We start from the raw sequence: 18,866 nt of genomic DNA on the forward strand, positions 1-18,866 counted from the left end.
GCGCGCCCATGACGAGGAATACGGGGGGCTCTGCGATGGTGTCGCGCACACTGCTGGTGACCAACGACTTCCCCGGGCGCGGGGGCGGCTACGAAACCTTCGCCAGCCGACTGGCCCGCCGGCTCGCCCGCAGCGGCACCGGTGGCGGTGGCGGTGTGGTCGTGCACACCGTTTCGGCGGGTACCGGAGGGTTCGACGACCACCAGGACTATCCCATCGAGCGCGACTCCGGGCCGCGGCTGCTGCCGACTCCGCGCACCGCCCGCCGCGCGGCCGGATTGATGCGCGGCTACGGCTGCGACCGGGTGCTGCTGGCCGAGGCCGGGCTGGGCCTGATGGCCGCACGCCTGCGCGAGTACGGCCAGGGCGAGGTCGTGGTGGCCGCCCGCGGCACGGCCGCGTGGGGGCCGGCCGCACGGCCGCTGCTGCGCCGTGCCGCGGCAGGCGCCGACATGCTCGCCTACCCCGGCGAGTACGCCCGCGAGGAGGCCGAGCGGGCGCTGCCGCCCGGTTCGGCGGTGCGGCTGGTGCGGTTGGCCGCCGGGGTGGACACCCGGACGTTTAGCCCCGGCATGGACGGGACTCGGGTGCGCCGCGCTTACGGGCTGGGCGCGGGCCCGGTGATCCTGTGCGCGTGCCGCCTGGTGCGCGGCTGCGGCGCCGACACCCTGATCCGGGCCATGACCTGGCTGCGGGTGCGGTTCCCGGGCGTGCGGCTGCTTGTGGCCGGATCAGGCCCCGACTTGGGCCGCCTGCGGGCGCTGGCGGAGTGGGCGGGGGTGGCCGGCGAGGTCGCCTTCGCCGGTCCCTCCACCGGACCCGAACTGCCGGAGCTCTATGCGGCCGCCGACATTTTCGCTCAGCCGGGCCGACTGGATTCGGGCAGCCGGAATGCGCCCTCCCCGGCGGGGCTCCTGGAGGCCGCGGCCTGCGGGCTGCCCGTGGTCGCCGGCGACTCGGCGGCCGCCCAGGACCGGGTGCGCCACGGCGAGACCGGCTACGTCGCCGACGGCAGGGATGCGAGCGATGTGGCCAGGCGGCTGGCGTTGCTGCTGGGCAATCGCGACACCGCTCGTGCGATGGGCGAGCGCGGCCGCGACTGGGTGCTGGAGGAGTGGACCTGGGAACGGATGCTGGCCAAACTGGACGGCGCCCCGGCGGCCTGACCGCGGCCCGGCCCGGGCCGCTGGCCGCTCCCGGCCGCACTCGGCGGTAAAGCGTGGTGGAAGTACCCGCGCGAAGGCGCGACAATGTATTCGGACGTCCTACTAGTTCGTCCCAATCCCGTTCGCGCGGCGGCGATCCCGCCCACGACCACCGACCACCAGGGGAGCCGGCATGGCCCACGAGCGCAACCTGCCCACACCCGAGGCCGCAGATCTGCTCGACCTCGTCCGCGGCATCGCCGACAAGGAACTGGCGCCGCGGGCCGCCCGCGACGAGGAGCAGGGCGCCTTCCCGCGCGATGCCTTCGACCTGCTGGGCCGCGCCGGGCTGCTGGGCCTGCCCTACCCGGCCGAGCACGGCGGCGGCGAGCAGCCCTACGAGGTCTACCTGCAGGTGGTCGAGGAGTTGGCCACCCGCTGGCTGGCCGTGGGGCTGGGGCTGAGCGTGCACACCCTCGCGTGCTTCCCCGTCGCTTCCTGCGGTTCGGCCGCCCAGCGCAGGGCACTGCTGCCCGACATGCTCAGCGGCGAACGGCTCGGCGCCTACTGCCTGTCCGAAGCCCAGTCCGGCTCCGATGCCGCGGCCATGGCCACCCGCGCCCGCCCTGGCGCCGGGGGATACGTGATCGAGGGCGCCAAGTCCTGGATCACCCACGGCGGGGTCGCCGACTTCTACACCGTCTTCGCCCGCACCGGCGAACCCGGCTCCGGCGACAGCGGCATCAGCTGCTTCCACGTGCCCGCCGCCACCCCCGGGGTGCAGGCCGACCCGCCCGAACGCAAGATGGGCATGGCGGCCTCGCCCACTGCGGTCGTGCGTTTCGAGGAGGCCGCCGCCGGAGCCGAGCACCGCATCGGCGACGAAGGCGAGGGCTTTGCGATCGCCATGGCGGCGCTGGACTCCGGCCGACTGGGCATCGCCGCCTGCGCCGTCGGCGTGGCCCAGGCCGCTCTGGACACCGCCGTGGAGCACTCGCGCCATCGCCACCAGTTCGGCCGGGCCATCGGCGACTTCCAGGGAATCTCGTTCATGCTCGCCGACATGGCCACCGGTATCGCCGCCGCACGCGAGCTCTACCTGGCCGCCGCGCGGCGCCGCGACACCGGCCGCCCCTTCAGTACCCAGGCCGCAATGGCCAAACTCTTTGCCACCGACACCGCCATGCGGGTCACCACCGACGCCGTCCAGGTGCTCGGCGGCTCGGGCTACACCCGCGACCTGCCCGCCGAGCGGCTGATGCGCGAGGCCAAGGTGCTGCAGATCGTCGAGGGCACCAACCAGATACAGCGCCTGGTCATCGGCCGCGACCTGGCCCGCGCCGCCGACAGCGGGACCGGTCCCGCGGCGCGGTAACGGATACGACTTCGTAACAGCCCTGCGGCAAGCCCTGTCCACACGCAACATCCACTGGTACAAGGAGGCAAGTGCCACTGCGACGTAGGTCACAAGATCAACTGCGGTTCCCGGCCCGCCCGCGGCCATGACACCGGCCGCGGCGAATCCGGGGGCAGGCCAGATCGGCGGAGGCGAGACCCCCATGCCCGAGCACGTGCGGACAGCCCGCGGCCCGCTATCGGCGGCCGCAGCCGGGCTGCTGCTGGCGGCCACCGCCTGCAGCCCCGGATCGACGCAGAGCCCCGGAACCGGCGACCTGGCGGGTGTGGAGCTCTTGGTGGCGGCCAAGTGGACCGGTATCGAGGAAGAGAACTTCACCGAGGTGCTGGCCGGGTTCGAAGAGGAGACCGGCGCCACCGTCACCTACGAGTCCACCGGCGAGGACACCGGCGCCTACCTCGGCCCCAAGATCGAGGCGGGCGAGCCGCCCGACGTGGCCGTGCTGCCCCAACCCGGCCTGCTCCGGGAGTACGCCGCCCAGGATGCGCTCGTGCCCCTGGCCGGCGGCGCCGCCGATGCGCTGGAGGCGAACTACACCGACTACTGGCGCGAACTCGGCTCGGTCGACGGCAACAGCTACGGCGTCCTACTCAAGGCCGCCCACAAATCCATCATCTGGTACCGGCCCGACGCCTTGGACCAGGCGGGGGTGAACCCGCCCGAGACCTGGGACGACCTCACCGCCACCACCGCCCCCACGCTCTCCGACGCCGGAATCACCCCCTTTGCCATGTGCGGCGCCTCCGGGTGGACCCTGACCGACTGGTTCGAGAACGCCTACCTCTCCCAGGCCGGCCCCGCCGACTACGACCGCCTCGCGGCCCGCGAGATCCCCTGGACCCACGACAGCGTCGTGCGGACCCTCGAATCCCTCGCCGAGGTGTGGGGCGAACAGGACTGGATGGCCGGCGGCACCCAGGGCGCGGTGCAGACCGACTTCCCCACCTGCGTGACCGAGGTCTACGGCCAGGAACAGGCCGCCATGGTCTACGAGGCCGACTTCGTGGCCGCCAGCGCCGAGGAGGCCGGCGCAACGGTCGGCGAGACCGCCCGGGCCTTCCCGTTCCCCGCCGTGGGCCAGGACCCGCCGGTCGTGGTGGGCGGCGATATCGCGGTGGCCATGAGCGAGGCCGAAGGGGTGCAGCGCCTGATGGCCTACCTCGCCTCACCCGGCGCCCAGACCACCTGGGCCGGGCTGGGCGGCTACCTGTCGGCCAACTCCCAGGTGCAGCCCGACGCCTACCCCGACGAGTTCACCCAGACCCTGGCCCAGACCGTCCTGGAAGCCGGCGACAACGTCCGCTACGACCTCTCCGACCAGGTACCCAGCCGGTTCGGTGCCACCGAGGGCAAAGGCATGTGGGCAATCCTGCAGGACTTCCTGCGCGATCCCGCCGACCCCGAGGCCGCGGCCGAGAAGCTGGAGCAGGCCGCCGCCGCGGCGGAGTAGCCCCGCAATGGCAGCGCCGGCGGCCGGCGGGCCGCCACCGGCTGTGCACCGGGCGGGCGCCGCAAAGGGCGGCGCGGAAGGCAGGAGGGCGCCATGACCGGATCCGACCGCACCGACCGCACCGCCCCCTCCAGCGGATCCGGCGGCTCGGCCGGGACCGCCCGCCGCCGGGCGCGCCTGGGCCCGCCGCGCCGGCTGGCACTGGTCTTCCTGCTGCCCGCGCTGCTGTTCCTGGGCGTCTACATGCTCTACCCGATCGTGTTCTCGGTGTACCGGAGCCTGTGGGACGCAGCCGGCACCCAGTTCGTGGGGCTGGACAACTACGCCGCGATGTTCACCCGCCCCGACACGTTCACCGCGTTGCGCAACAACGTCATCTGGATCGCCGTGGCACCGGCCGCGGTGACCGTGGCCGGACTGATCTTCGCGGTACTCACCGAGCGCATCCGCTGGGCCACCGCCTTCAAGATCGTGGTGTTCATGCCGATGGCGATCTCCTTCCTCGCCTCCGGGGTGATCTTCCGGCTGGTCCTGGAGCAGGACCCCGAACGCGGCCTGGCCAACGCGATCGTCACCACGGTGCAGGACACGATCGCCCCCACCGGGGCCTACCCCGGAGCCAACCCTCGCGACGGGGTGCCGCTGGAGCGGACCGCAGGCGGCGGCTACCGGCTGAGCGCGCCCGTCTCGCCCGGCGAGGCGGTGGACGTTCCCCTGGTGGGAGTCTCTGCCGAGGACATGCCCGCCGGCGCCGAGCCCGCCGGCAGCGCCGCAACCCGCCAAAACGCGGTGACCGGAACGGTGTGGCTGGACTTCACCCGCGGAGGCGGCGGCCGGGCGGGCGAGGTCGACACCACCGAGACCGGGTTTCCCGCCATGCGCATCGAAGCGGTGCGCAACGGCGGGGTGGCCGCCACCGCGACCACCGCGGCCGACGGCACCTTCGCACTGACCGGCCTGGAAGCGGGCGACTACACCGTGCGCCTGGTGGCCGGCAATTTCTCCGAGCCCTACAACGGACTCACCTGGCTGGGACCGGTCCTGATCACCCCGTCGATCATCGCCGCCTACCTGTGGGTGTGGGCCGGCTTCGCGATGGTGCTGATCGCCGCGGGGCTGTCGTCCCTGCCCCGCGAGGTGCTGGAGGCCGCCCGGGTGGACGGCGCCTCGGAGTGGCAGGTGTTCCGGCGGGTGACGGTTCCACTGCTGTCGCCGGTGCTGATGGTGGTCTTCGTGACCCTGCTGATCTACGTGCTGAAGATCTTCGACCTGGTGTTCGTGATCGCGCCGGGGTCGGTGCGCGCCGACGCCAACGTGCTGGCGCTGGAGATGTGGCAGGTCTCCTTCGGCGCCAACGACCAGGGGCTGGGCAGCGCGCTGGCGGTGTTCCTGCTGGTGCTGGTCGTTCCCGCGATGGTTTTCCAGATCCGCCGGTTCCGCCGGGAGGCGACATGAGTGCGCAGGCCGGCGGGACCGCGCAGAGCCGTCCTGCCGCGGCATTGGGCCCGCCGCGTCCGCCCGCGTCCGCGCCCCGCCGCGGCGGGGCGCGCAGCTCGGTGGCCGGGCGCTTGGCCACCCGCACCGGGTCGGGGCTGGTCCAACTGCTGCTGGTACTGGTGGCCCTGTTCTGGATGGTGCCGACCCTGGGCCTGCTGGTCTCCAGCCTGCGCTCGTCGGCCGACAACGCCGCCTCGGGCTGGTGGACGGTGTTCACCCGGCCCGCCCAGCTCACCCTGCAGAACTACGCCGGCCTGCTGGACGACGCCGGATTCGTCGCCTCCTTCGGCAACACGGTGCTCATCACGGTGCCCTCGACCGTGCTGATCGTGGCGGTCGCCGCGCCGGCCGCCTACGCCTTCGCCTGGCTGGAGTTCCCAGGGCGCGACCGGCTCTTCCTGGGTGTGGTGGGGCTGCTGGTGGTGCCGCTCCAGGTGGCGCTGGTGCCCATCTCGGGGCTGTACGGGGGCACACCGCTGTACGGGACGATCCCGGCGGTGGTGTTGTTCCACGTCGGGTTCGGACTTCCGTTCGCGATCTTCCTGCTGCGCAACTTCTTCGCGGCCATCCCGCGGGACCTGCTGGAGGCGGCGCGCATGGACGGCTGCAGCGAGCCGGCCATCTTCCGCCGGGTGGTCCTGCCGCTGGGCGGTCCGGCCATCGCCTCACTGGGGATCTTCCAGTTCCTGTGGGTGTGGAACGACCTGCTGGTGGCGCTGGTGTTCGCCGCCGAGTCCAGCCGGCCCATGACCGTGGCGCTGCAGTCGCAGATGCGCCAGTTCGGGGCCAACATCGACGTGATCGCCTCGGGGGCGTTCCTGTCGATGCTGGTGCCGCTGCTGGTGTTCTTCGCGTTCCAGCGCTACTTCGTCCAGGGCGTGATGGCCGGCGCTGTGAAGTAGCGCGGCGCCGGCCCGCGCCGGGCCCGGCGGCCGGCCGCAAGAGCCCGAACGCCCCGTGAAGGCCGTGCGGGCTGAGAAGGGCCGGAAAAGGGCCGGCGGGCCCCGGAAAGTGTTCCGGAGCCCGCCGGTTGCCGCGGGCCCGCCCGGGGCCGCAGCCGGCGAGTGCGGCGGCCGCTGGGAGGGGAAGTGGACCCGCCGCGGCTTGGGGGTCCGGCCGGTTCAGCCGGTCAGGCCGATGGCCAGGCCGCTGTCCATGTCGAAGTAGTGCAGCTGGCTGACGTCGACCGACAGGGAGATCCGCCCGCCGGGGCGCACCGAGCTGCGCGGGCTGACCCGGGCGGTGAACAGCGACTTGTCGCCGGACAGCGGCAGCGCGGATTCCTCGTCGGCCTCGTCGCCGGCGGCGTCGGCGGCCAGAGCAGCGGCCTCCTCGTGGCGCACCGGAGGGGCGTTCACCGAGAAGATGACGTTGATCTCGGTGCCGAGTTCCTCGGTGATGTCGGCGACGGCTTCCATGGTGGCGTTGGTGCCGTTTTCGGAGCCGGTGGCGGCGCCGGGCATCGCGCCGTCCTCGAAGTCGGAGGGGCGGATGCCGAGGATGATGTGCTTGCCCATGTAGTCGCGCAGGCCCGGCCGGGCGTCGAGGATGGAGCTGGGCACCGGCAGCGTGTGCTCGGCGAACTTCAGCACCGCGTTCGAGCCGTCCTTCTGCAGTTCGGCGTTGACGAAGTTCATCGCGGGCGAGCCGATGAAACCGGCGACGAACAGGTTGGCCGGGTGGTCGAACAGGTTCTTGGGGGTGTCGACCTGCTGCAGTCGGCCGTCGCGCAGCACTGCGACGCGGTCGCCCAGGGTCATCGCCTCGGTCTGGTCGTGGGTGACGTAGACCGTGGTCACGCCCAGGCGCTCGTGCAGCTGGTTCAGCGAGGCGCGCATCTGCACGCGCAGCTTGGCGTCGAGGTTGGACAGCGGCTCGTCCATCAGGAAGGCCTGCGGCTCGCGGACGATGGCGCGGCCCATGGCCACACGCTGGCGCTGACCGCCGGAGAGCGCGGCCGGGCGGCGCTTGAGGTAGGACTCCAGGCCCAGCATGGCGGCGGCCTCGCCCACCCGCTTCTGGATCTCCTGCTTGGGGATCTTGCGCAGCTTCAGGCCGAAGGCGAGGTTCTGCTCGACGGTCATGTGCGGGTACAGCGCGTAGTTCTGGAAGACCATCGCGATGTCGCGGTCCTTGGGCGGGCGGTCGTTGACCACTTCGTCGCCGATGTAGAGGTCGCCGCCGGTGATCTCCTCAAGCCCGGCGATCATCCGCAGGCCGGTGGACTTGCCGCAGCCGGAGGGGCCGACGAGCACCATGAACTCGCCGTCGTTGATTTCGAGGTTCAGGCTGTCGACGGCTTTGACTCCGCCGGAGTACACCTTGTCGACGCCGTCCAGGACGATCTTCGCCATGGGGTAACAGCTCCCGTGTCCGTGGCCTGCCGCCCCGGTCGGGGGGCGGGTTTTCCGCTGTCGTGATCGGTCTGTATCGATCTGTTGGTGATATCGAACACCAGTGATGCCGTTCTGTCGATAGTTCGCGCCATTTCGATCTGATTGCGTCCACGATGTGAGATGTCAGGGGCCAGGGGTGCGCAACGGGAACCGCCGGCCCGGGGAGGCGGTGTGTGCGGTGTGTGGCCGCAAGCCACCGCGGCGCGCCCGGGCGCCCGGGCGCCCCGCATCCGTGTGCGCGGAAGTGCCCGCGTGCGCGAGCGGGCGCCACTGCTCAGGTGGATCGCCGCGGGCGCCGCCGCGCCCGCAGGCCTTGCGGGGAGCCGCGACCGACCGTGGCCGAACGATTGCCATACGCGCGTAAGGCCTGGTCAGGCCCTGTTTCGGTGCGTTGTGCCGGCGCTCGGCGCGGCATCGGCGGACTGGCGTGTGCGCACGGGGTGCGTTAGCCTGGCGGCGGTTATCCGGATCCGGTGGGCCTCGCATTCTCCGCGTGCGTGAGCGGGCGGGACTCCCTCGCTCCGACACGTCGGCGAAGGGTTGCGGCGCACGACCGGTGAGACTGGGTAACCTACTGACCAGTCCAGCACTGGACGGACCGGTCGAGCGGTCCGGTCGTTGTCTTGCCGGACGTCGCACCACGCACCAGGTGCGTTCGGCGGCCTGATAAGGACCGGGGTTCCGCGGCCGGGCGGGGGGTTGGACCCGGAGAAGGCCCGAACATCCAGTAGACAACGGTCTCCGCGCTCGCCGCCGACGAGACGGATCCGGTCCGAAGGGTGCTTTCGGGCCTTTTCCGCGTCCCCCCACATTCAGGTGAAAGCGAGCCAGGCGTGGTAACCGAAGGCGCCCAGCACACGGGCGATACCGCCTGGACCGCCCCCGCGGTGGCAGGCAGATCCCCTCAGCGCTCGCTCACCGGACCCGCCCCGCGCGCCCTTGCGGCCGCGGCGGCGGGGCTGTGCCAACTCTTCGCGCTGGCGCCCTTCAGCCTGTGGTGGCTCGGGCCGGTCGGCGCCGCGCTGCTCACCATCGCGGTCATGGGCACCCGCACGCGCCGCGCAGCCTGGCTGGGGCTGCTCGCGGGCGCAACGCTGATGGTGCCGCTGATCCGCTGGCAGGACGTTTTCGGCGTGGACGTGTGGCTGATCATCGCCGCCGCCGAATGCGTGTACTTCGCCCCCATGGCCGCCGGCATCGCCTGGGTCGCCAAGCTGCCGGGCTGGCCGGTGTGGACCGCCGCGCTGTGGGTGCTGCAGGAGGCGGTGCGCGCCCGCTTCCCGCTGGGTGGATTCCCCTGGGGCAAACTCGCCTTCGCTCAACCCGACACACCCTTTGCCGGTTACGCGGCCCTGGGGTCGGCGCCGCTGACCACGTTCGCCGTTGCGCTGGCGGGCGCCCTGCTGCTGGCGGCCGTGTTGCGCCTCGTACGGCGTCCGCGGGCCCCGCTGGCGGCGACCGCAGGGCTGGCGGCGGGCGCGGTCGCCCTCACCGCAGCGGGCGCGGCCCTGCCGGCGCTGACCGCACCCGCCGTCGACCACACCGCCACCGTCGCCCTCGTGCAGGGCAATGTGCCCGGCGTGGGGCAGATGAGCGTCCTGGGCGAGCGCATGGAGGTGCTGCGCAACCACGTCGAGGGCGTGCACCGCCTCGCCGGCCGCGTCGACTCCGGCAAGGCGCCGCAACCCGATCTGGTCGTGCTGCCCGAGAACGCCAGCGACATCGACACCTACCGCGACCCGGCCGCCGCCGACATGATCACCAGCGCCGCCCGCGATGTCGGCGCCCCGCTGCTGTTCGGCGTCACCCGTTACAGCGACGATGCCACCGAACGCGAGGTGCGCAGCGTGGTGTGGGATCCCGAGGACGGCCCCGGCGAGTACTACACCAAGCGCTACCTGGTGCCCTTCGGCGAGTACATTCCCTACCGCGAGGTCTTCACCCGGTTCGTCCAGCGCCTGGACCACGTCACCAGCGATGCGCTGCCCGGCACCGAGCCGGGGGCGCTGAAGATGGGCGGGACGACGGTGGCCACCGCGATCTGCTTCGACGTGGCCTTCGATCGCCCGGTGCGCGAATCGGTGGCGGCCGGCGGCCAGATCCTCGCGGTGCCCACCAACAACGCCAACTACAACTTCACCGGCCAGTCCGAGCAGCAGCTCGATATCACCCGGCTGCGCGCGGTCGAGCACGGGCGTCCCGCCGTGGTGGCCGCCACCAGCGGGATCAGCGCAGTGGTCACCGCACAGGGCGAGGTCACCTACCGTTCGCCCGAAGCGCGGCCCGCGGTGCACGTGGCCGAACTGCAGGCGATGAGCGGCCTGACCCCGGCCACGCGGCTGGGGCCCCTGCCCGAGGCGGCGCTGTGTGCGGTGGCCGCAGGCGCCGTCGCCGCAGCCGGGGTGGCCGCGCGCCGCAACGGCGGCGGCCGCACACGGCGCAACCGGCCCGCTGCGGCGGGCGCCGGTCCTCCCGGCGCAGGGGATTAGGCGGCAAGGCCGGCGGGCCCGGCGCCCGGGGAACAGGGAAGCACAGGAGAGCAGGACCGACAGACCCGCATCCCCGAGGCCGCATCCACCGCGCCGGGTATCGCCGGCGCGGCCGGGAACGTTTGGCCGGTGCCCGGCGTTGCAAGAGGAGAGCCGCTGAACCCGAGGATGGTGCCCATGCTGCCGCTGCTGATCGTCATCTCGCTGATGGCGCTGCCCTTCCTGGAGATCTGGTTGATGATCCTGGTCGGCCAGACGATCGGCGTCGCCTGGACCATCGGACTGCTGTTCGTCCTCAGCGCCGCCGGGGTCGTCGTGCTGCGCCGCGCCGGAACCAAGACCTTCCGCGAGGCCGACGCCGCCATCCGCACCGGCCAGCCCCCGCAGCGCAGTCTGCTGGACACGCTGATGCTGATGGTCGGCGGCATCCTGCTGTTGACCCCCGGGTTCGTCACCGCGGTCCTGGGCGCCGTGATGGCGCTGCCGTTCACTCGCCCGGCCCTGCGCTGGGTGTTCACCGCCTGGGCCGAACGCCGCATCAAGCGCATGCGCGACTCCGCCGAGGCCGAGTTCGTCGCCCAAGGCGGCCGCATCCCGCCGCAGCCGGGCCAGCCGGGCGAGCGCGCCCCCAGCGGCGGGCGCATCATCCAGGGCCGCGTCGTCGAGGACGAATGACAGCGCCCTGGCGCAGCGGTCGGCAAGCGGTCGGTATCAGGGATATAGGGATATCCGGGGGAACGGTTGGCGCTGGCGGACCTGTACGAGCTGAGAGTCGGCGTGTTCGCCACGCCTGACACGGTGCAGGACTTCGTCGGCCGGGCCCGCGAACTGCTCGCCGGATACCTGGGGCCGCCGCAGCGCAGCTGGGCGGTCTCGGTCGCCGAGGCCGGCGAGCGGGCATGGCCCCGCGATGGCGCCGCCGACGACGAGCCCTCGCTCACCGTCGCCCTGCTCTACGACGAACTTCCGCAGCAGTGGGGCTACGAGCATCCCGGCCGCACCCCCGAAGGGCGCAGCACCGCCCAGGTGCGCATCGGCGTGGTCACCGACAAGCCCGAGGCCGTCCACGAGGCCCTCTGCGGCCTGCTGTGCCCCGATCCGCTCCACCAGAGCCCGTGCCCGGTGCCCTGGGCCGCCGACTCCCGCGCCTGCGACGACGAACACGAGCGGGCCTACCTCGAACACGCCTACGGCCACCTGCTCGACACGCCGCACCGGACACCCGGCGCCTCGGCTGAGGCGGGACAGCGGGCAGCGGGTCCGTGAGGGGCGGCCGGGCGCGTGCCGGCGTGCTGCGGCAGCAGGCGTGCGGGTGCCGCAGGCCGCACCATTCAGGCGGCACCGGGTGCCGGGACCACGGCCCCGACCGGGGTAGGGGGCAACAGATAGTGTGGCGGCGTGAACGACGAAAAGCCGTGGAACTACCTTATGGACATGGACGGGGTGCTGGTGCGCGAGGAGCACCTGATCCCCGGCGCCGACGTGTTCGTCTCCGAGCTGCGCGAAACCGGCATCGGTTACATGGTGCTGACGAACAACTCCATCTACACGCCCCGCGACCTGCGCGCCCGGCTCAAGCGCAGCGGACTGGACATCCCCGAGGAGTCCATTTGGACCTCCGCGCTGGCCACCGCGCGGTTCCTCAAGGAGCAGCGGCCCGGCGGGTCGGCCTACGTGGTGGGGGAGTCGGGGCTGACCACCGCGTTGCACAGCATCGGCTACGTGCTCACCGACCGCGATCCCGACTATGTGGTGCTGGGCGAGACCCGCACCTACAGCTTCGAGGCGATAACCCGCGCGATCCGGCTGGTCGAGAGCGGCGCCCGGTTCATCGCCACCAACCCCGATGAGAAGGGGCCCAGCCGCGAGGGGTCGCTGCCGGCCACCGGTGCGGTGGCCGCCCTGATCGAACGCGCCACCGGACGCGCGCCGTACTACGTGGGCAAGCCCAACCCGCTGATGATGCGTTCGGCGCTGCGGGCGCTGGGTGCGCACTCCGAGAACACCGTGATGATCGGTGACCGCATGGACACCGATGTGCGGTCGGGCCTTGAGGCCGGGCTGCAGACACTGCTGGTGCTATCGGGGATCTCCGGGCGCGAAACCGCCGAACTGTTCCCCTACCGTCCGACCAAGGTGCTGGACTCGGTGGCCGACTTGGTGGGTCGCACCCTGGACCCGTTCGACGGGCTGATGCCCGAGGAGGCCAAACGGATCTGAGGGTAGGCGGCGTATCGGCACGGGCACGGGCCCCGCAGGGCCCGGCGTGCGGAAACGGTGCCGTGCAAAAGGGCAGGGCCCCGAAGACCAAAGGACCCCCCGAAACAGCGAAGGGGCGGTTGGCCCTCCCCGCCGCCGCCCCTTTGCGCGTGCCCGCCCGTGTTCAGGCGCTGCGCCGCTCCGCGGCCATCGCCTGCATGTGCTCCTGCTCTTCCCTGCGCCGTGACCGGAGCAGCTCCAGCCGCTCGGCGAGGACCTCTTCGAGATCCTCCATGCTGCGGCGTTCCAGGAGCATGTCCCAGTGGGTGCGCGCAGGCTTGGCCTTCTTCTCCTGCGGACCGTTGCCGTCGACCATCAGCGCGGTGTCGCCGCAGTAGCGGCATTCCCAGTTGGTGGGGACGTCGGCCTCGGTCGCGAATGTGACGGAGAAGCGATGGCCCCGAGGGCAGTCGTAGGTGACCTCTTGGCGCGGTGCCAGGTCGGTGTTGCGGTCGTTCTCGTAGCTGGTCGCCCCGAGTCGTGTGCCGCGAAGTGCTCGCTCGGCCATCGGTTGCGTGCCTCCAGGCGCTCTTGCGGTATACATGGGTCTAACACGTCGTTCCGTGTCAAGATTCCCCGCACGTGGGTGGTCCAACCGTGCGATAATGCCCGGTCGGCAGTGACCAGGGCCCGCTGAACGGTAGTCGGCGCAGGACACAGGCGCGCAACACTGCGCACACAGCCCGATCGCGCCCGGCGCCGATGCGGGTGGACTTGACGGAATCTTTACCTTCCGCGGCGCATCCAACGCCCGCCGCGGCACGGATCCTGCATCGCCGACACATGGCCGGCCATCACGCGAAACAATCCGCACGGCCTGCGGATTCCTGCGCGCCGCCTGCAGTTGCGGCAAGCGTACCCGCGGCCGTTCCGGGACCGGGGTGGTTCCCGGAACGGCCGCGCGGATCCGGGCGCCCGGAGCGGGAGCCCGGAGCGCGACTCAATCGACGGGCTCCAGCAGCACCACCGGGATGTCGCGGTCGGTGCGGGCCTGGTACTCGTCGTACTGCGGCCATGTTGCGGCCAACCCCGGCCACAGCCGGCCCTTCTCGCCCGGGGTTGCGGTGCGCGCCCGCGCACGGAACCGGTCGGCCTTGACCTGCACATCCACCTCAGGATCGGCCTGCAGGTTCTTGTACCACTGCGGGTGGTCGGGAGCGCCGCCATTGGAGGCGACCACCGCGTAGGCGTCGCCGTCGGTGCGGTAGATGAGCGGCGTGCTGCGCTGCTGACCCGACTTGCGTCCCGTCGTCGTCAAGATCAGCGTCGTTGTGCCCTGCCAATCGTGGCCCTCTTCGCCGCCGGTCGCCCGGTAGCGCTCCACGTGCTCGTCGCCGAACAGCACTGGATTCCCCTTCTCCGATTCCGGCCGGACCGCCCGCCCCGGCGGGCCCGGACGGTTCCGACCGCCTATCATCCGGCGCCGCAGCTTACCCGCCTGCACCGCCGCACCCGCCGCGGCGCCCCGCAGGCACCAGGAGAACCGTTAGCGGGGCGCCGGACATGGCGCAATGCCTTGAATGCCTTGACTATGCCTGCGCCGCCCCGAATGATCGGTCAGTCGCACCATCCGCCCCGCGGCGCCGGCCAAAGGGCGGAATACGCCCCCCGAGGAGGTAGCACAGGTGATCCCCCGAAGACCACGTTCCGCGGTGACCTGGCGCGGCGCTGCCGGAGCGCTGCTGACCGCGGCCGCCCTGCTGATCACAACGGCCCCGGTGAACGCGGAGCCCGCCCCCGGCACCGCCCGCATCACCGACCGGCTGGAGGCGATCCCCGGTCTGCGCATCATCGAGGAGACCGAGACCGAACCCGGCTTCCGTTTCTTCGTGCTCGGCTACGAGCAGCCCGCAGACCACGACGACCCCCAAGGCCAGAGTTTCGAGCAGCGGCTGACCCTGCTGCACCGCGGGTTCGACCGGCCCACCGTGCTGCACACCAGCGGCTACGGGGTCAGCACCCAAGCGTTCCGCAGCGAGCCCACCCGCATGATCGACGGCAACCAGATCTCGACCGAGCAGCGGTTCTTCAAGCCGTCGCGGCCCGACCCGGCCGACTGGGGCGACCTGGACATCCGCCAGGGCGCCGCCGACCACCACCGCATCGTCGAAGCCCTCAACGACATCTACACACAGGAGTGGATCTCCACCGGAGCCTCCAAAGGCGGGATGACCTCGGTCTACCACCGCCGCTTCTACCCCGGCGACCTCGACGGCACCGTCGCCTACGTCGCACCCAACGACGTGGTCGACGGCGAGGACCACGCCTACCGCAGGTTCTTCCGCACCGTGGGCGACGACCCGCAGTGCCAGGACGACCTGGAGGCGCTCCAGCGGGGCGTGTTGGAGCGGCGAGGCGAGTTCACCGACCACTACAGCAAGCTCGCCGAGCAGAACGAATGGACCTTCGACCGCACCCTCGGCAGCGTCGACCGGGCACTGGAGATCCTGGTACTGGACACCCCCTGGGCGTTCTGGCAGTACCAGCCCACCCCCGAAGCCTGCGCAGGGATACCCGCTCCCGACGCCTCCACCGCAGAGATCGCGGCGTTCCTGGACGAGGTCGCCGGGTTCGACTTCTACACCGACCAGGGCACCTTCCCCTACATCCCCTACTACTTCCAGTCGGCAACCCAGCTGGGCACCCCCAGCGTGCCCACCCGGCACCTGCGCGGCCTGCTGAACCACCCCGGGCTGTTCCAGGCGCGCAGCTACCTGCCCGATGAGATGGACGTGCCCCGCTTCGACCGGTGGGCGATGCCCGACATCGACCACTGGGTGACCCACCGCTCCGAGCAGATGCTGTTCGTGGACGGCGAGTACGACCCGTGGGGCGCCGAGCACTTCCGCGCCGGCAGCGAGCGGCGCGACACGATGCGCTTCGTCGCCCCCGGAGCCAACCATGGCGCCGACATCGCCGCCCTGGCCCCAGAGGACCGCTCCGCGGCCACCGCGGCGCTGCGCCGCTGGGCCGGTGTGGACGACGAGGCCGCCACCCTGTCCGAGCGGGTCCCCGGACTCGACAGCGCCGGTGAGCGCCGCGAGAAACTCGAGCGCGGGTTCCGCTGACCCGCGCCCCTGTGAGCGCAGGGGCGGAGCGCAGCCGGCGCCCCGCCCCTGCCCGCCCCGGCCTCCGTGGGGCGCGGGCGGACGGGATGCGGGCGGTGCGGCTCAGATGCGGTCGGGCACCGGGTTGCCCGCCTCGGCGACACCGCGGGAGACGCTGAGGAACGCGAGCACCGCGAAACCGAGCACGAAGAACACCACCAGCGACAGGATCGCCAGCCGGTAGTCGCCCCCGGTCGCATCCAGCGCCACCCCGATCGCCAGCGACCCCAGAAACGCCGAACCCTTGTCGCTGATCTCGTAGAGGCCGAAGTACTCCGCCTCCTTGCCGCGGGGGATCAACTGGGAGAACAGCGACCGCGACAGCGCCTGGGTGCCGCCCAGCACAATGGCGATGAAGAACGCCAGGATGAAGAACTGCACCGCCGAACCCCCGCTCAGCAGCGGCGCCACGCCCACCACCGCGGTCCACACCACCAGGCTGGCGAGGATGGTCCGCTTGGTGCCGAACCGGCGCCCGAGCGCGCCCACCAGCAGCGCGCCGCCGAAGGCCACGAACTGCACCATCAGGATGGCGCCGATCTGCACCTCCTGGCCCAGCCCCAGCGCCTGGTCGGCAAAGGTCGCCGAGAACGCGATCACCGTCTGGATGCCGTCGTTGAACAGGATGTAGGCCACCAGGAACGCCAGCGTCCGGGGGTAGGCGCGCAGGCCGCGCACCGTGTACCAGAGCTGGCCGAAGCTGCCCAGCACCGCGCGGGCGCCGGTGGACCGGCCCGGCTCCTGGGGGCGGGTCCCGGTCAGCACGGTGCCGCGGTGGCGGTTGCGCAGCCGCGTCAGCGGGATGATGGTGAACACCGCCCACCACACCCCCGCCGACGCCATCGCGATGCGCACCGCATGGCCCTGCTCCAGGCCGAAGCTCTCGTGCAGCAGATAGAGCACCAGGTGCAGGCTCAGCAGCAGGGCGCCGCCGAGGTAGCCCAGCGCCCACCCGCGCGAGGACACCGCGTCGCGCTCGTCGGGCCCCGCCAGGTCGGGCAGGAAGGAGTTGTAGACCACCACCGATGCGCCGAGGGCGAGGTTGGCCAGCACGAACAACCCGGCGCCCAGCAGGTAGTCGGCGCCGTCGACGAAGTACAGGCCCATGGTGGCGAAGGCCCCGAGGTAGGCCAGTACGCCCATGAGCTCGCGCTTGCGCCCGGTGTAGTCGGCGATCGCGCCGATCGCAGGCAGCGCCACCAGTTGCAGCAGTACCGAAAGGGAGGTGGCGTAGGGGTAGAGCGCGGTGGGGTCGATCGCCCAGCCCAGTACGCTGATCCGCCCGCCTGCTCCGGCGGCCTCCTCGGCCAGCGTGGTCAGATACGGCCCGAAGAACACCGAGATGACCGATGTGAAGAAGACCGAGTTCGCCCAGTCGTAGAAGTACCAGGCGCGCCGCTCACCGCGCAGGCCGGGCGGCGTAGCGGGCGCCGCGCCGGCGGGCGGCGGTGCCGGGGGAGTGGTCGCCATGGGGGTCCTTGTCGGGTGGGTCGATCGGACGGGCGGCGGGTTGCGGGTGCGGGCCGGGCGGCGCGGAGCCGCAGGGTTCAGCCGTGCAGCGGGCCGGTGCCGTGCCAGGCGCCGCGCCGGAGCAGCACCTGCCGCAGCCCTGTGATGTTGTCGGTGACGATCCCGTCGACGCCGGCGTCGAGCAGCCGCTCCATCACGGCGGTGTCGTTGATGGTCCACACGTGCACCTGCATACCGCGCCGGTGGGCCGCGGCGATGACGTCGCGGCTGACCAGGGGTATGCGGCCGTGGATCAGCGGGATCTGCGCGCAGGCCGGTACACGCGGGGCCAGCGGCCGCAGCGCAGGCGATAGCGACGCCGCCCGCAGGCGGGCGACCTCGTGCGGCCCGCAGGAGGTCGCCACCGGGCGGTCGAACAGCCTGCGGGCCTGGTCCAGCCGCCGCTGGTCGAAGGAGCCCACGCAGACCCGGTCCCAGGCGCCGGTACGGCGCAGCGCGCGGATGAGCGGGGCCACGGCCGTGTCGCTCTTGATGTCGATGTTCAACCGCACCTGCGGCCAGGATCCCAGCAGGTCCTCCAGGAGCGGGATCGGTTCGCGCCCGGCGACGCGCGCGCCCGCCACCTCGGTGTAGGGCAGCTCGGCGATGCGCCCGCTGCGGTCGGTTGCGCGGTCCAGGGTGGGGTCGTGGAAGGCCAGCAGCACGCCGTCGCTGGTGGCGTGCGCGTCGGTTTCCAGATACCGGTAGCCCAGGTCGACCGCGTGCTGGAATGCGGCCGCGGTGTTCTCCAGGGTGGTATCGGGCGCGCCGGAGCCGTCGGTGCGCCAACCTCCCCGGTGGGCGAGTGCGATGGGCGCGGGGGCGTCGAGGTACCGATGACTCACAGCCAGCAGTATGCCCGTCTTGGGGGCGGCCGGGCACGCCGGGAGCGCCCATCCGGCGGCGCGGGGGCGGCGCGTTGGCCGAAGAACCCGGTATTCCAGGTGGCATCGCCGGGGCGGTGGCCGCTCTGAGTAGGTGGCGGACGGCGCCGCAGCACCGGTTTCCGCGGCGTGCCGCCCGCACAATCCGCTCTCGCCTCGTGAAGGGATGCGTCCTTGGCCGCTCACCACAGCCCGATCCCGCAGGCCCACCCCGCCTCCTGCACTCGCACGGCGGTGCGCCGCAGCGCACACGCCCCCGCCGCCCGGCCGCGCGCCGTTGTCTACCCGCACCGGCGCAGCCCCGAACAGCTCGGCCGATTCGCCCAGATCCTGGCCGAGGTATTGGCGGGGGAACGCCCGGCCCGCCAGGTGCGTCCGCTGCTGTCGCGCCGGGCCTACGAACTTCTTGCCCGCCGGGCCGGTGCCTACGCCTGCGCCCAGCGACCGCGGGTGCGAAACGCCCGGCTCAGCGCACCGGCCGCCGACATCGCCGAGCTCAGCGCGGTGGTCGAGTGCGGTGCGCGCTGCCGGGCCCTGGCACTGCGCGTCGCCTACGTCCAGCACGCCTGGCTGTGCACCCACATCGAGACCGATCTGTGCCGGGCGGGGCGCTGAGGGGCGGTCGCCCGCCCGGTCGGCGGGCGCCGCGCAGATCCACCCGGTCCACGCGGTCAGGGAATCCCCCCGTACTAGCTTGGTAAGCGCCTTCCCAT

16 protein-coding genes are annotated in these 18,866 nt (G+C 72.1%); 11 read left to right on the top strand and 5 right to left on the bottom strand.

Annotation, left to right across the window (positions count from 1 at the left end; all coding sequences use genetic code 11):
• Positions 1 to 8 precede the first annotated feature (8 nt).
• The 5 genes from ACYVD5_RS04930 to ACYVD5_RS04950 all read left to right on the top strand — a co-directional run bounded on the left by ACYVD5_RS04930 (position 9) and on the right by ACYVD5_RS04950 (position 6,411).
• On the top strand, positions 9 to 1,166 hold the full coding sequence (locus ACYVD5_RS04930) for a glycosyltransferase family 4 protein (RefSeq protein ID WP_460999693.1): 1,158 nt from the start codon (positions 9 to 11) through the stop codon (positions 1,164 to 1,166).
• A gap of 172 nt (positions 1,167 to 1,338) precedes the next feature.
• Positions 1,339 to 2,520: an acyl-CoA dehydrogenase family protein gene (locus ACYVD5_RS04935; RefSeq protein ID WP_460999694.1), complete on the top strand. Its 1,182-nt coding sequence runs from the start codon at positions 1,339 to 1,341 to the stop codon at positions 2,518 to 2,520.
• Between the two features lie 184 nt (positions 2,521 to 2,704).
• A complete protein-coding gene (locus tag ACYVD5_RS04940) occupies positions 2,705 to 4,012 on the top strand; it encodes an ABC transporter substrate-binding protein (RefSeq protein ID WP_460999695.1) in 1,308 nt (435 codons plus the stop codon).
• Between the two features lie 93 nt (positions 4,013 to 4,105).
• Entirely contained in the window at positions 4,106 to 5,467 is a 1,362-nt protein-coding gene (locus ACYVD5_RS04945) for a carbohydrate ABC transporter permease (RefSeq protein ID WP_460999696.1), read from the top strand.
• Positions 5,464 to 6,411, top strand: coding sequence for a carbohydrate ABC transporter permease (locus tag ACYVD5_RS04950; protein WP_460999697.1), 948 nt, complete (start codon positions 5,464 to 5,466; stop codon positions 6,409 to 6,411). The genes ACYVD5_RS04945 and ACYVD5_RS04950 overlap by 4 nt, the downstream gene beginning before the upstream one ends.
• Before the next feature lie 219 nt (positions 6,412 to 6,630).
• Here ACYVD5_RS04950 and ACYVD5_RS04955 read toward each other — a convergent pair whose 3' ends face one another.
• Positions 6,631 to 7,863, bottom strand: a complete 1,233-nt coding sequence (locus ACYVD5_RS04955; protein ID WP_460999698.1) for an ABC transporter ATP-binding protein — start codon at positions 7,861 to 7,863, stop codon at positions 6,631 to 6,633.
• 875 nt (positions 7,864 to 8,738) lie between these two features.
• Between ACYVD5_RS04955 and lnt the strand changes: the two genes are divergently transcribed.
• The 4 genes from lnt to ACYVD5_RS04975 all read left to right on the top strand — a co-directional run bounded on the left by lnt (position 8,739) and on the right by ACYVD5_RS04975 (position 12,614).
• Positions 8,739 to 10,394, top strand: coding sequence for an apolipoprotein N-acyltransferase (gene lnt / locus ACYVD5_RS04960; protein ID WP_460999699.1), 1,656 nt, complete (start codon positions 8,739 to 8,741; stop codon positions 10,392 to 10,394).
• 180 nt (positions 10,395 to 10,574) lie between these two features.
• Positions 10,575 to 11,069 (top strand): FxsA family protein, encoded by a 495-nt coding sequence (locus ACYVD5_RS04965; RefSeq protein ID WP_460999718.1) that lies wholly within the window; start codon positions 10,575 to 10,577, stop codon positions 11,067 to 11,069.
• A 66-nt stretch (positions 11,070 to 11,135) separates the two neighbouring features.
• Complete coding sequence (locus tag ACYVD5_RS04970; protein WP_460999700.1) at positions 11,136 to 11,660, top strand: hypothetical protein; 525 nt, start codon at positions 11,136 to 11,138, stop codon at positions 11,658 to 11,660.
• Positions 11,661 to 11,822: 162 nt separating this feature from the next.
• Positions 11,823 to 12,614 (top strand): HAD-IIA family hydrolase, encoded by a 792-nt coding sequence (locus ACYVD5_RS04975; protein ID WP_460999719.1) that lies wholly within the window; start codon positions 11,823 to 11,825, stop codon positions 12,612 to 12,614.
• A gap of 163 nt (positions 12,615 to 12,777) precedes the next feature.
• Here ACYVD5_RS04975 and ACYVD5_RS04980 read toward each other — a convergent pair whose 3' ends face one another.
• On the bottom strand, positions 12,778 to 13,161 hold the full coding sequence (locus tag ACYVD5_RS04980; protein ID WP_460999701.1) for an RNA polymerase-binding protein RbpA: 384 nt from the start codon (positions 13,159 to 13,161) through the stop codon (positions 12,778 to 12,780).
• A 432-nt stretch (positions 13,162 to 13,593) separates the two neighbouring features.
• Positions 13,594 to 13,998, bottom strand: a complete 405-nt coding sequence (locus ACYVD5_RS04985) for a nitroreductase family deazaflavin-dependent oxidoreductase (RefSeq protein ID WP_460999702.1) — start codon at positions 13,996 to 13,998, stop codon at positions 13,594 to 13,596.
• Between the two features lie 280 nt (positions 13,999 to 14,278).
• On the opposite strand from ACYVD5_RS04985, the gene ACYVD5_RS04990 reads away from it, so the two are divergent.
• A complete protein-coding gene (locus ACYVD5_RS04990; protein WP_460999703.1) occupies positions 14,279 to 15,721 on the top strand; it encodes an aminopeptidase in 1,443 nt (480 codons plus the stop codon).
• Between the two features lie 102 nt (positions 15,722 to 15,823).
• Here the strand turns inward: ACYVD5_RS04990 and ACYVD5_RS04995 are convergent, their stop codons facing one another.
• Together ACYVD5_RS04995 and ACYVD5_RS05000 are read right to left on the bottom strand one after the other, a co-directional pair.
• Positions 15,824 to 17,230: an MFS transporter gene (locus ACYVD5_RS04995; protein WP_460999704.1), complete on the bottom strand. Its 1,407-nt coding sequence runs from the start codon at positions 17,228 to 17,230 to the stop codon at positions 15,824 to 15,826.
• Between the two features lie 77 nt (positions 17,231 to 17,307).
• Positions 17,308 to 18,114: a glycerophosphodiester phosphodiesterase gene (locus tag ACYVD5_RS05000; RefSeq protein ID WP_460999705.1), complete on the bottom strand. Its 807-nt coding sequence runs from the start codon at positions 18,112 to 18,114 to the stop codon at positions 17,308 to 17,310.
• 213 nt (positions 18,115 to 18,327) lie between these two features.
• Between ACYVD5_RS05000 and ACYVD5_RS05005 the strand changes: the two genes are divergently transcribed.
• A complete protein-coding gene (locus tag ACYVD5_RS05005) occupies positions 18,328 to 18,768 on the top strand; it encodes an Rv3235 family protein (RefSeq protein ID WP_460999706.1) in 441 nt (146 codons plus the stop codon).
• Positions 18,769 to 18,866 lie beyond the last annotated feature (98 nt).

Source organism: Streptomonospora sediminis, from assembly GCF_054778995.1.

Excerpts from the sequence above, each read along its gene's own strand:
- ACYVD5_RS04930 (WP_460999693.1), top strand. The coding sequence starts at position 9 with ATGACGAGGAATACGGGGGGCTCTGCGATGGTGTCGCGCACACTGCTG.
- ACYVD5_RS04935 (WP_460999694.1), top strand. The coding sequence starts at position 1,339 with ATGGCCCACGAGCGCAACCTGCCCACACCCGAGGCCGCAGATCTGCTC.
- ACYVD5_RS04940 (WP_460999695.1), top strand. The coding sequence starts at position 2,705 with ATGCCCGAGCACGTGCGGACAGCCCGCGGCCCGCTATCGGCGGCCGCA.
- ACYVD5_RS04945 (WP_460999696.1), top strand. The coding sequence starts at position 4,106 with ATGACCGGATCCGACCGCACCGACCGCACCGCCCCCTCCAGCGGATCC.
- ACYVD5_RS04950 (WP_460999697.1), top strand. The coding sequence starts at position 5,464 with ATGAGTGCGCAGGCCGGCGGGACCGCGCAGAGCCGTCCTGCCGCGGCA.
- ACYVD5_RS04955 (WP_460999698.1), bottom strand. The coding sequence starts at position 7,863 with ATGGCGAAGATCGTCCTGGACGGCGTCGACAAGGTGTACTCCGGCGGA.
- ACYVD5_RS04975 (WP_460999719.1), top strand. The coding sequence starts at position 11,823 with ATGGACATGGACGGGGTGCTGGTGCGCGAGGAGCACCTGATCCCCGGC.
- ACYVD5_RS04980 (WP_460999701.1), bottom strand. The coding sequence starts at position 13,161 with ATGGCCGAGCGAGCACTTCGCGGCACACGACTCGGGGCGACCAGCTAC.
- ACYVD5_RS04995 (WP_460999704.1), bottom strand. The coding sequence starts at position 17,230 with ATGGCGACCACTCCCCCGGCACCGCCGCCCGCCGGCGCGGCGCCCGCT.